The 12,193-nt window shown below is 68.2% G+C and carries 9 protein-coding genes, 1 tRNA gene and 1 pseudogene; 3 read left to right on the forward strand and 8 right to left on the reverse strand.

What is annotated here, in order from left to right; genetic code table 11:
* Window positions 1-315: 315 nt before the first annotated feature.
* The 3 genes and pseudogenes from ACIP63_RS33050 to ACIP63_RS33060 all read left to right on the forward strand — a co-directional run.
* A pseudogene (locus tag ACIP63_RS33050) lies at window positions 316-696 on the forward strand (replication initiator); the annotation flags it as partial.
* Between the two features lie 4 nt (window positions 697-700).
* Entirely contained in the window at window positions 701-868 is a 168-nt protein-coding gene (locus tag ACIP63_RS33055) for a helix-turn-helix domain-containing protein (protein WP_401523762.1), read from the forward strand.
* Window positions 869-1,144: 276 nt separating this feature from the next.
* Window positions 1,145-1,972 carry a tyrosine-type recombinase/integrase gene (locus tag ACIP63_RS33060; protein WP_401523243.1) on the forward strand — a complete coding sequence of 276 codons (828 nt, stop codon included), beginning with the start codon at window positions 1,145-1,147 and terminating at the stop codon, window positions 1,970-1,972.
* Between the two features lie 55 nt (window positions 1,973-2,027).
* On the opposite strand, the gene ACIP63_RS33065 is transcribed toward ACIP63_RS33060, so the two are convergent.
* The 8 genes from ACIP63_RS33065 to dnaN form a co-directional block, all read right to left on the reverse strand.
* Window positions 2,028-2,104 (reverse strand) — tRNA-Ile (locus tag ACIP63_RS33065).
* Between the two features lie 71 nt (window positions 2,105-2,175).
* Window positions 2,176-2,772, reverse strand: coding sequence for a DUF3566 domain-containing protein (locus ACIP63_RS33070; protein ID WP_104787387.1), 597 nt, complete (start codon window positions 2,770-2,772; stop codon window positions 2,176-2,178).
* A gap of 93 nt (window positions 2,773-2,865) precedes the next feature.
* The gene (gyrA, locus tag ACIP63_RS33075; protein ID WP_401523246.1) at window positions 2,866-5,493 is read right to left on the reverse strand and encodes a DNA gyrase subunit A; all 2,628 of its coding nucleotides are present in this window, start codon (window positions 5,491-5,493) and stop codon (window positions 2,866-2,868) included.
* Window positions 5,494-5,539: 46 nt separating this feature from the next.
* Window positions 5,540-7,609: a DNA topoisomerase (ATP-hydrolyzing) subunit B gene (gene gyrB, locus ACIP63_RS33080; protein ID WP_401523249.1), complete on the reverse strand. Its 2,070-nt coding sequence runs from the start codon at window positions 7,607-7,609 to the stop codon at window positions 5,540-5,542.
* Between the two features lie 402 nt (window positions 7,610-8,011).
* Window positions 8,012-8,572, reverse strand: a complete 561-nt coding sequence (locus ACIP63_RS33085; protein ID WP_401523764.1) for a DUF721 domain-containing protein — start codon at window positions 8,570-8,572, stop codon at window positions 8,012-8,014.
* A 26-nt stretch (window positions 8,573-8,598) separates the two neighbouring features.
* Window positions 8,599-9,729, reverse strand: a complete 1,131-nt coding sequence (gene recF / locus ACIP63_RS33090) for a DNA replication/repair protein RecF (RefSeq protein ID WP_401523252.1) — start codon at window positions 9,727-9,729, stop codon at window positions 8,599-8,601.
* Between the two features lie 52 nt (window positions 9,730-9,781).
* Window positions 9,782-10,660, reverse strand: coding sequence for a phosphogluconate dehydrogenase (NAD(+)-dependent, decarboxylating) (gene gnd / locus ACIP63_RS33095; RefSeq protein WP_124277886.1), 879 nt, complete (start codon window positions 10,658-10,660; stop codon window positions 9,782-9,784).
* A 145-nt stretch (window positions 10,661-10,805) separates the two neighbouring features.
* Window positions 10,806-11,936, reverse strand: a complete 1,131-nt coding sequence (gene dnaN / locus ACIP63_RS33100; RefSeq protein WP_033296764.1) for a DNA polymerase III subunit beta — start codon at window positions 11,934-11,936, stop codon at window positions 10,806-10,808.
* Window positions 11,937-12,193 lie beyond the last annotated feature (257 nt).

Consider the following 12,193-nt stretch of genomic DNA (forward strand, 5'->3'; position numbering starts at 1 on the left):
CTCCCGTGCCCATCGTTGAAAGCATCTAGTCCCCCTGGTCTTCTCAAGTAGCCGCAGTTAGCGACCCACGGTCCCGCGTAGGCATCAACATGACAGCCAGCCTCCGCGCGTGGAAGTCAAAGCCGGAAGTCTTGAGCACCATCTGAGCTTGGCAAACAGATGCCGGACCGCGCCCATGCTCCGCAACCCACCATTCACCCCGGCTCCCATCCCGTCCGCCTTCGACCCACACACCGTGGAGCGGGCGTGGTCCAGGGCGTCAAGGTGGAGCGCGCCACTGTACGAACGACCTTGACGCCCTGGGCCGCGACTGCCCGGCACCTGATCGAAGCGTGCTTCGACCTGGACGACGCCTACCCCGAACGCAAGCTCTGGCAGTGGGCCCACATGCTCGGCTTCCGCGGCCACTTCTCCACCAAGTCCCGCCGCTACTCGACCACCCTCGGCGCACTGCGACAGGTCCGGGCCGACTTCCGCGCCCGCCAGGAACGCCGCGAACGGGGTCTGCCCGACCCGGACGACGCCCCGGAGGGTTCCACACTGACCCTCGCCCACTGGACCTACACCGGACACGGCCACACACCCGGCGAATCCTGGCTCGCCGCCACCATCGCCCGCGACATCCACACCAACCGCCAAACCGCCCGCGAAGCACGCGCCGAACTCGAAGCAATCGAAGGGGGGTGGCTGGGATGACGAGCTGCTGACAGTGCCTGAAGTTATGGCCCGGCTGAAGGTCGGCCGGACCACGGTCTACGACCTGATCCGAACGCGTCGCCTGCTCTCGCTGACGATCGGCAGCAGCCGACGCATCCCGGCTGACGGACTGCGCGCGTTCCTCGCATCGCGCCTCGAGGAGGCTGCCTGATGGCCAAGCGTCGCCCCAATGGTGGGGGAACCATCACCAAGCTCAAGGACGGGCGCTACCAGGGCGCTGCGTACGTGACCAACACGGACGGGCACCGGGTCCGGAAGTTCGTCTACGGCTCGTCGTACGACGATGCGGCCGAGAAGCTGGGCAAGATCCAGGACCAAGAGCACAACGGCGTACCGGTGCCCTCGCGGACCTGGACGCTAGGTGAGTGGCTGGCCTACTGGCGCGAAGGTGAGGCTGTACCTGTTCCCCCACCTGGGCAAGAAGCCCTTGATCCGGCTCACCCCGGCACAGCTCCGCTCGTTCATGGCCGAGCTGGTGCGCACGGAGGTTCCGCCGGCCGCGCGCTTCGAGGTGCTGCGGGTCCTGCGGAACGCGTTGAACCGGGCCGTTCGAGAGGAGCTGCTGACGCGCAACGGCGCCGAGCTGGTGGACATGCCCAAGGTGACCAAGCGGGAAGCCAAGCCGTGGAACGCCCGGGAAGCCATCACATTCCTGCGCTCGGCTCGTGCGCACCGGCTCTATGCGGCCTGCGTCCTGGTGCTCGTCCTCGGCCTGCGTCGCAGCGAGGTGCTGGGGCTGCGCTGGCAGGACATCGACTTTTATCAGCGACAGTTCACGCCGCTCAAGCAGGTGCAGCGCGTCAAGGGCGTCGGCCTGGTCCTCAAGGACCTCAAGACGGAGTCCTCGCATGCTGTGCTCCCGCTGCCCGAGTTCTGCGCCCGCGCCCTGGAGGAGCGCCGGGAGCTGCAAGACCTGGAGCGGAAGATCGTGGGAGACGGCTGGCGCCAGGAGGCGGGCCAAGATCTGATCTTCTCGTCGGACCGGGGCGGAATGATCGACCCTGTGGGCTTCTCCAGAAGCTTCGGCGCGCTCGTGAGGCGGGCCGGGGTCCGCCGGATCACAGTGCGGCTCGCTCGGCACACCTGCGGGCCCTTGCTGGCCTTCCTGAGGGTGCATCCCAAGGTCGCTCAGGCCATCCTCCGGCACAGCCAGATCAGCATGACCATGGACGTCTACACCCACGTCGTGGGCGATGGAGAGCGGGAAGCCGTGACGATGCTCGCTGAGCTTCTGGAAGATCCATTGATCGGCTGATGTCAGCCGGAGATGTCAAAGGCCCCCCACCGTTACCGGTGAGGGGCCTTCGTGCTGGTGGGGCTAACAGGATTTGAACCTGTGGCCTCATCCTTATCAGGGATGCGCTCTAACCAACTGAGCTATAGCCCCGCCGCGCTGCTGCGCTGACTTCTGAAGATTAGCGCACGTCGGGGCCAGTCCCAAAATCGATACCCGGCGCCCTACTCGTCCTCGGCGAGAGTGAGCTCCACACCACCGACGAAGCCGGCCGACAGGTTGTAGATGAACGCGCCCAGCGTCGCCAGCGCGGTGGCCAGCACCACGTCGATCACGGCGATGACCGAGGTGAAGATGAGGACGCGCGGCAGCGACAGGAACGACTGCAGATCGAAGCCGTTGCTCTCGTTCGAGCCGGTGGCCTCGCTGATCGTGCCGCCCACGGTCTCGAAGACGCCCATGGCGTCCATCACCATCCACAGCACGGCGGCCGCGACCACCGTGCAGATGCCGAGCGCGATGGAGAGCAGGAAGCTGACCTTCATCACCGACCACGGATCGGCCTTCGCCACCCGCAGTCGCGCCTTACGGGTACGCGGAGTGGTCCGCGCCCCGGTCCGCGGCAGCCGGGTCGCCTGCGCTCCGCCCACGCCCTGTACACCGCCCTGAGTTCCGCCGCCCTGCGTACCGCCCGCGGGGGACTGGTACGCCTGCGGCGGGTGGTAGGGACCCGCCTGTCCCGCCGCGGGCTCACGCTCACCGGGCAACGGCCCGGTCGCGTAACCCTCGTACTGCGGCTGAGGTCCCCGAGTGTCCGTCACAGTGCCCCCTTGGGAGTCCGTGGCAGGGCCACGGGCGCCGTGCGCGCCTGCTCCGGAAGCGGCCGAACCGGCGCCCGTGGCTCCACTCACGCTCTACTCCTCGTGCTCCCCGGCCGAGGGCGCCGTGCCCTCGACTGTGCCCTCGACCACGCTCGCGGCATCGGCCTCGACCGTGGCGCCTTCGGCCTCATCGGTCCCGTCGACCTCTTCGGCCTCACGACCGGCCTCGGCGTTGCGCGCGATACCGACGACGGCATCACGCTTGCCCAGATTGATCAGTTGGACGCCCATGGTGTCACGGCCCGTCTCCCTGACTTCATTGACTCGCGTACGAATCACACCACCGCCGAGCGTGATGGCGAGGATCTCGTCCGCTTCCTCCACCACCAGCGCGCCGACGAGCGATCCGCGGTCCTCGACGATCTTGGCGGCCTTGATGCCCAGACCACCGCGACCCTGGACGCGGTACTCGTCCACCGCGGTCCGCTTCGCGTACCCGCCGTCGGTGGCAGTGAACACGAACGTACCGGGCCGGACAACATTCATCGAGAGCAGTTCGTCGCCCTCGCGGAAACTCATGCCCTTCACGCCCGAGGTGGCGCGGCCCATCGGGCGCAGCGCGTCGTCCGTCGCGGTGAACCTGATCGACTGGGCCTTCCTGCTGATGAGCAGCAGGTCGTCCTCGGCCGACACCAGCTCGGCGCCGATCAGTTCGTCGTCGCTGCCGTCCTGGGTCTCCCGCAGGTTGATCGCGATGACACCGCCCGAACGCGGGGAGTCGTAGTCCTTCAGCGCGGTCTTCTTCACCAGGCCGCCCTTGGTGGCCAGGATCAGATAGGGCGCGGCCTCGTAGTCGCGGATCGCCAGGATCTGGGCGATCTGCTCGTCCGGCTGGAACGCCAGCAGGTTCGCGACGTGCTGGCCACGCGCGTCCCGGCCTGCGTCCGGCAGTTCGTAGGCCTTGGCCCGGTAGACCCGGCCCTTGTTCGTGAAGAACAGCAGCCAGTGATGGGTCGTCGACACGAAGAAGTGGTCGACGATGTCGTCTTCCCTGAGCTTCGTGCCCCGCACGCCCTTGCCGCCGCGCTTCTGCGAGCGGTAGTCGTCCGTCTTCGTCCGCTTGACGTAACCGCCGCGCGAGATGGTGACGACGATGTCCTCCTCGGCGATCAGGTCCTCGATGGACATGTCACCGTCGAAGGGGACCAGCTTGGAGCGCCGGTCGTCGCCGAACTTGTCGACGATCGCCGCCAGTTCCTCGCTGACGATCTGACGCTGCTTCGCGGGCGAGGCCAGGATCTCGTTGTACTCGTTGATCTTCGCCTGGAGCTCGTCGTGCTCGGCGGTGATCTTCTGGTGCTCCAGCGCGGCCAGACGGCGCAGCTGCATCTCCAGGATCGCGTTCGCCTGGAGCTCGTCGATCTCCAGCAGGCCCATCAGGCCCTCGCGCGCGATCTCCACGGTGTTGCTGCGCCGGATGAGCGCGATGACCTCGTCGATCGCGTCCAGCGCCTTGAGCAGACCGCGCAGGATGTGCGCCCGCTCCTCGGCCTTGCGCAGCCGGAACTTCGTACGCCGGACGATGACCTCGATCTGGTGCGTCACCCAGTGGCGGATGAACGCGTCGATCGACAGCGTGCGCGGCACCCCGTCGACGAGCGCCAGCATGTTCGCGCCGAAGTTCGACTGCAGGTCGGTGTGCTTGTAGAGGTTGTTCAGCACGACCTTGGCGACCGCGTCACGCTTCAGCACGACGACCAGGCGCTGGCCCGTACGCGAGGACGTCTCGTCCCGGACGTCCGCGATGCCGCCGACCTTGCCGTCCTTCACCAGGTCGGCGATCTTCTGCGCGAGGTTGTCGGGGTTGGTCTGGTACGGGAGCTCCGTGACGACCAGGCACTGCCTGTTCTGGATCTCCTCGACCGCGACGACCGCGCGCATCGTGATCGAGCCACGGCCCGTGCGGTACGCCTCCTCGATGCCCTTACGGCCCACGACCAGCGCGCCGGTCGGGAAGTCCGGGCCCTTGATCCGCTCGATGAGGGCGTCCAGGAGCTCCTCGTGCGAGGCCTCCGGGTGCTCCAGGTACCACTGCGCGCCGGCGGCGACCTCACGCAGGTTGTGCGGCGGGATGTTGGTCGCCATACCGACCGCGATGCCCGCGGAACCGTTCACCAGAAGGTTCGGGAAGCGCGCCGGCAGAACCGTCGGCTCCTGGTTGCGGCCGTCGTAGTTGTCCTGGAAGTCGACGGTCTCCTCGTCGATGTCCCGGACCATCTCCATGGACAGCGGCATCATCTTGCACTCGGTGTACCGCATGGCCGCGGCCGGGTCATTGCCCGGGGAGCCGAAGTTGCCGTTGGAGTCCACCAGCGGCATGCGCATCGACCAGTGCTGCGCCAGTCGCACGAGCGCGTCGTAGATCGAGGAGTCGCCGTGCGGGTGGTACGTACCCATGACGTCACCGACGACACGGGCGCACTTGTAGAAGCCCTTCTCGGGCCGGTAGCCGCCGTCGTACATCGCGTAGAGCACCCGGCGGTGGACGGGCTTCAGGCCGTCCCGCACGTCGGGCAGGGCACGCGACACGATGACGGACATCGCGTAGTCGAGGTAGGAGCGCTGCATCTCCGTCTCGAGCCCCACGGGCTCGACACGCATGCCGACGCCCGGGACGGTGGGCTCCTCTTCGGGCATCACAGGGGTGTTCTCGTCGGCCATTGCTGGTCAAAGTCCTTTCGCGCTGCGGCTTGCTTGTACGGCCGACTCAGATGTCGAGGAAGCGGACGTCCTTGGCGTTGCGCTGGATGAACGAGCGCCGCGCCTCGACGTCCTCACCCATCAGCACCGAGAACAGGTCGTCGGCCTGCGCCGCGTCGTCCAGCGTGACCTGGCCCAGCACACGGTGGTCGACGTCCATCGTGGTGATGCGGAGCTCCTCGGCGTTCATCTCACCGAGACCCTTGAAGCGCTGGATCGAGTCTTCCTTGATCCGCTTGCCGTTCTGCTTGCCGAGGGCCACCAGGGCGTCGCGCTCACGGTCCGAGTACGCGTACTCGAAGTCGTCACGGCCCCACTTGATCTTGTAGAGCGGCGGGCGCGAGAGGTACACGTGCCCGGACTCGACCAGCGGCCGCATGAAGCGGAACAGGAAGGTCAGCAGCAGGGTGTTGATGTGCTGGCCGTCGACGTCGGCGTCCGCCATCAGGATGATCTTGTGATAGCGGAGCTTCTCGATGTCGAAGTCCTCGTGGACCCCGGTGCCGAAGGCCGAGATCAGCGCCTGGACCTCGGTGTTCTGGAGGATCTTGTCGATCCTGGCCTTCTCGACGTTCAGGATCTTGCCTCGGATCGGCAGGATGGCCTGGTACATCGGGTTACGGCCGGACTTCGCCGAACCACCGGCGGAGTCACCCTCGACGATGAAGATCTCGCACTTCGTCGGGTCGTTGGACTGGCAGTCGCTCAGCTTGCCGGGCAGCGAGGCGCTCTCCAGGAGCCCCTTGCGCCGCGTCAGGTCACGCGCCTTGCGGGCCGCGACACGGGCCGTGGACGCCGCGATGCCCTTGCGGATGATGTCGGCGGCCTCGTTGGGGTTCCGGTCGAACCAGTCCGTCAGCTGCTCGTGGACGACCTTCTGCACGAAGGTCTTGGCCTCGGTGTTGCCCAGCTTGGTCTTCGTCTGACCCTCGAACTGGGGCTCGCCCAGCTTCACCGAGATGATCGCCGTCAGACCCTCGCGGACGTCCTCACCGGTGAGGTTGTCGTCCTTCTCGCGCAGCAGCTTCTTGTCGCGCGCGTAGCGGTTGACCAGCGAGGTCAGCGCCGCACGGAAGCCCTCCTCGTGCGTACCGCCCTCGTGCGTGTGGATCGCGTTGGCGAAGGAGTAGACCCCCTCGGTGTACTGCGTGTTCCACTGCATGGCGATCTCGACCGAGAGGAGTCGTTCCTTGTCCTCGGCCTCGATGTCGATCACCGACTGGTGAATGAGCTCGCCCTTGCGGGAGTTGAGGTACTTGACGAAGTCGACGATGCCGTTCTCGTAGTGGTACGTGACCGTGCGGGTCGACTCCTCGTCGGGGACGTCGACCACCTCGGCGCTGTCCGCGCCCGCCGTCGCCTTCGCCGCGGCACGCTCGTCGGTGAGCTTGAGCGTGAGTCCCTTGTTGAGGAACGCCATCTCCTGGAAGCGGCGGGAGAGGGTCTCGAAGGAGTAGTCGGTGGTCTCGAAGACGTCTCCGTCGGCCCAGAAGGTGACGGTCGTACCCGTCTCCTCGGTGGCCTCGTTACGGGCCAGCGGGGCTGTCGGGACACCGAGCTTGTAGTCCTGGGTCCAGCGGTAGCCGTCCGTCTTGACCTCCACGGCCACCCGTGTGGAGAGGGCGTTGACGACGGACACACCGACGCCGTGCAGACCGCCGGAGACGGCGTAGCCGCCGCCGCCGAACTTGCCGCCGGCGTGCAGCACGGTGAGGACGACCTCGACGGCCGGCTTGCCCTCGGACGGCACGATGCCGACCGGGATGCCGCGGCCGTTGTCGATCACACGCACCCCGCCGTCGGCGAGGATCGTGACGTCGATGGTGTCCGCGTGCCCGGCCATGGCCTCGTCGACCGAGTTGTCGACAACCTCTTGCACGAGGTGGTGGAGACCGCGCTCACCGGTGGACCCGATGTACATACCGGGTCGCTTGCGGACCGCGTCCAGGCCTTCGAGCACGGTGATCGCGCTGGCGTCGTACGAGGCGGTGACCTCGCCGTGCCCACCGGCTGTGGACGGGATGTTCTCGTTGGGGTTGCCGGAATCGGCCACGAAGCGCCCTTTCTGGCACAGCACAGGCCGTTCTCCGGCAGGCGGGAGCGGCTGCGTCGTTCGGCTTGTATCGACGACTCCCGCGAGGAAGCGGGATTGTCCACCAGTCTACCGGTAGCGCCGACATGAATGGGGGTTTGCCGGTGCCTGAGTACGCATGTGCCGCCCTGAATGAGCGGCTGACGACTCCCCATATTCAGGAAGGGGCCCCGGGGGGCTCACGAGGGCTTTGCGCGCTTCGGGCTGTCAACCTCCCGCTACGGTGAGGGACGCTCCACTCTCCCCACGCGAACCAAACCGCCACATAGCCGGACAGACCGGAAACACCGGGTCCTCGGCGAAGTAGGACATACGCGGGTGAAGCGCAGCTCGCGCCTTCCTCGGCGCAGTCCGGTACCCGAAGGCTCCGGACGAGGAAAGGCCTGCTCAGCCGTAGGTGTCGCCCGGCCCCTTGCTCCCGGGGGTCCGGAGAGGGCCGAATCTGCGCGGTGGACCGCCCGGGCCGAGCACTTTGATCATCCGCACGGTGCCGTGGCCCAGGTCCGTGTTCAGCCGGGCCACGAGCTGCGGGGCCAGCAGCCGGAGCTGCGTCGCCCACGCCGTCGAGTCGCACTGCACGGTCAGCACCCGCTCGGCCGGATCCTCGTCGTACCGCACGGGGACGCAGTGGTTGGCCAGATCGTCACCGACGATCTGCGGCCAGCGGCCCATCACACCGCCGACGGCCGCCGGTGTCTCCCAGCCCCGCTCGGTGATCAGCCGGTTGATCGCCCGCCCCAGAGGCAGCGGGTCACGCCCGTCGGACCGGGCGCCCGACCGCAGACCGCCGCCCCGCCTCGCCTGGTTCTTCTGCTGCGCCGCGGCGCCCCGGGCACGGGCCTGTTCCTTCGCGGCGCGCAGGGCCACACGCGCCAGATCCACGCCGGACACCTCCGGCGGCTTCACCGGATCCGGCCCGGCTCCGGCCGGCTTCGCCTGCCCCGGCAGGAGGCCGCCCTGCTCGTCCGGGCCGCTCACAGCCGCTCCACCGCACCGGCGGACACGGCGTACCGGGCTCCCGCCAGGACACCCGGGACGTCGTCGTCCACGGCCGCCGTCACCAGCACCTGCTCACCTGGGGCCACCAGCTCGGCCAGCCGCTCGCGACGGCGCGCGTCCAGCTCGGCGAACACGTCGTCGAGCACCAGCACCGGCTCGTTGCCCTCGGTGCGGAGCAGGTCGTACGAGGCCAGCCGCAGGGCCAGGGCGTACGACCAGGACTCGCCGTGGCTCGCGTACCCCTTCGCCGGCATGCCGCGCAGGCCGAGCACCAGGTCGTCGCGGTGCGGACCGACAAGGGTCACCCCTCGCTCGATCTCCTGCTTGCGCGCCTCGGCCAGGGCCGCCATCACCTGCTCGTACAGCTCCTCGCGGGTGCGCGCGGGCTCCACATCGGCACCGATCGAGCTGCGGTACTCCAGGGTGACGGGTCCACCGCCCGGGGCGACGTCCGCGTACGCCTTGTCCGCCAGCGGCTGCAGGGTCGCGATCAGGTCCAGCCGCTGCGCCAGCAGCTCCGCCGCCACCCTGCCCAGGTGCTGGTCCCACACGTCGAGCGTGGACAGATCCATCGACCGGCCACCGTGTCTGCGGGCCATGGCGGCGGACTTCAGCAGGGTGTTGCGCTGCTTCAGCACCCGCTCGTAGTCGGAGCGGACCCCGGCCATGCGGGGGGACCGCGCCGTGATCAGCTCGTCCAGGAAGCGCCTGCGCTCACCCGGGTCGCCCTTCACCAGGGCGAGATCCTCCGGGGCGAAGAGCACCGTCCGCACTATGCCCAGCACGTCACGCGGTCTGACCTGCGACGACCTGTTGATACGGGCCCGGTTGGCACGGCCGGGATTGAGCTCCAGCTCGATCAGCTGCGAGCGCTCCCCCTGGGTGACCGCGGCCCGTACGACGGCGCGCTCCGCGCCCATGCGCACCAGGGGGGCATCGGACGACACCCGGTGGCTGCCGAGCGTCGCCAGATAGCCGACCGCCTCCACCAGATTGGTCTTGCCCTGTCCGTTGGCCCCCACGAACGCGGTGACGCCCGGGTCGAGAGGAACCTCGACCCGGGCGTACGAGCGGAAGTCGGCCAGCGAGAGATGCGTGACGTGCATGGTCGCCGACCCTTCCGACTGCGTGCTCTGCTGTGTGCTGCTGTGGTGCCGGTTACTTCTTGTTCTCGACCGCGTGGCCGCCGAACTGGTTGCGCAGCGCGGCGATCATCTTCATCTGCGGCGAGTCGTCCTGTCGCGAGGCGAAGCGCGCGAACAGGGACGCGGTGATCGCGGGCAGCGGGACGGCGTTGTCGATGGCGGCCTCGACCGTCCACCGGCCCTCGCCGGAGTCCGCCGCGAAACCACGGAGCTGGTCGAGGTGCTCGTCGTCGTCCAGCGCGTTGACCGCCAGGTCGAGCAGCCAGGAGCGGATGACCGTCCCCTCCTGCCAGGAGCGGAAGACCTCGCGCACGTCGGTGACGGAGTCGACCTTCTCCAGGAGCTCCCAGCCCTCGGCGTAGGCCTGCATCATGGCGTACTCGATGCCGTTGTGGACCATCTTGGCGAAGTGGCCGGCGCCGACCTTGCCCGCGTGGACGGAACCGAAGTCGCCCTCGGGCTTCAGCGCGTCGAAGACCGGCTGGACCTTGGCGACGTTCTCCTCGGTACCGCCGTACATCAGGGCGTAGCCGTTCTCCAGGCCCCAGACACCACCGGAGACGCCGCAGTCGACGAAGCCGATGTCCTTGATGCCCAGCTCGACGGCGTGCTTCTCGTCGTCGGTCCAGCGCGAGTTGCCGCCGTCCACGACGACGTCGCCCGGAGACAGCAGATCGGCCAGCTCGTCGATGGTCGACTGGGTCGCGGCACCGGCCGGGACCATCACCCACACGACGCGCGGACCCTTGAGCTTGCCCACAAGCTCTTCGAGGCTGTGGACATCGGCGACGTCCGGGTTGCGGTCGTAACCGATGACCGTGTGGCCTGCGCGGCGGATGCGCTCGCGCATGTTGCCGCCCATCTTGCCGAGGCCGACGAGACCGAGCTCCATCAGAGATTCCTTAAGCGTTGTGCCGATTCGTACCCAGGACCGAGCCTACGCCCGGCCGGGACAGCACGGCGGGGTGCAGCACGGAGGGCCCGCTCTGCGCTGAGCCTGCCCGCCGGAAACTGCCATGACAGGGACGACCGCCGGATCAGCCGGAGAGGCGGACCGGCATGATCAGGTACTTGTACGCGTCGTCGGCCTCGGCGTCGACGGCCGGCCGGCCGCTGAGCAGGGCGGGCTTGGTCGACGTCGTGAAGGAGAGCTGCGCGACCGGGGAGTCGATCGCGCTGAGCCCGTCCAGCAGGAAGGTCGGGTTGAAGGCGATCGAGATGTCGTCGCCCTCCAGCACGGCGTCGACGCGCTCCACAGCCTGTGCGTCGTCGCTGGAACCGGCCTCGAGGATGAGGACACCCTGCTCGAAGCTGAGGCGCACCGGGGTGTTGCGCTCGGCGACGAGCGCAACACGCTTGACGGCCTCGACGAACGGGGCGGTCTCGATGACCGCGACCGAATTGAACTCGGTGGGGAAGAGCGTCCGGTACTTAGGAAGGTCGCCCTCGAGCAGCCGCGTGGTCGTACGGCGGCCGGCGCCCTCGAAACCGATGAGCCCTTCGCCCGCACCCGAGCCGGACAGCGCCAGCGTCACCGTGTCGCCGCTGGTCAGTGCCTTGGCGGTGTCCAGGAGCGTCTTGGCGGGCACCAGGGCCACCGCGGAGGCGTCGGGGTTCTCCGGCTTCCACAGGAACTCGCGGACCGCGAAGCGGTAGCGGTCGGTCGACGCGAGGGTGACGGTGTCGCCCTCGATCTCGATCCGGACGCCGGTCAGGACGGGCAGGGTGTCGTCGCGCCCGGCCGCGATGGCGACCTGGGCCGCCGCGGAGGCGAAGACCTCACCGGGGACGGTGCCCGTGGCGGTCGGCATCTGCGGCAGTGCCGGGTACTCCTCCACAGGCAGTGTGTGGAGTGTGAACCGCGAGGAACCGCAGACCACCGTGGCGCGCACACCGTCGGTGGAGATCTCCACCGGCCTGTTCGGCAGAGCGCGGCAGATGTCGGCGAGCAGGCGGCCGGAGACGAGCACCGTGCCGTCCTCCTCGACCTCGGCGTCCACCGAGACCTTGGCCGAGACCTCGTAGTCGAAGCTCGAGAAGCTGAGGGCTCCGTCCTCAGCCTTCAGCAGAAGGCCCGCGAGAACGGGCGCCGGCGGACGGGCCGGGAGGCTGCGGGCCACCCAGGCCACCGCCTCCGCGAGTACATCGCGCTCCACCCGGATCTTCACCGGAACCGCCTCCTGCTGTTGCTCGCTCGCCCTGCTGGCCTTCGTCGTCTGGTCGGGGCTCCCTGCCAAGGGCTGGGGGAGGCCGCCGGGGTCCAGTCTGACGTACGGCACCGACACTCGTTGCTGCTCGGGGTCAAGTCGCACCAACGGGTTCGCGGAGCTCGCCACTCAAGTTGTGCACAGGCCCCACTTCGAAGCGGATTCCTGGCTAACTCTGAGTGGTAGTAGTAGTAGGCCCTGTGGAAACCGTGGATAAC

The organism is Streptomyces sp. NPDC088746 (assembly GCF_044751065.1).
In the GTDB taxonomy this organism is placed as follows: Bacteria; Actinomycetota; Actinomycetes; order Streptomycetales; family Streptomycetaceae; genus Streptomyces.

Coding starts and splice junctions, on each gene's coding strand:
- gyrA (WP_401523246.1), bottom strand. CDS start 5,493: ATGGCCGACGAGAACACCCCTGTGATGCCCGAAGAGGAGCCCACCGTC.
- recF (WP_401523252.1), bottom strand. CDS start 9,729: ATGCACGTCACGCATCTCTCGCTGGCCGACTTCCGCTCGTACGCCCGG.
- gnd (WP_124277886.1), bottom strand. CDS start 10,660: ATGGAGCTCGGTCTCGTCGGCCTCGGCAAGATGGGCGGCAACATGCGC.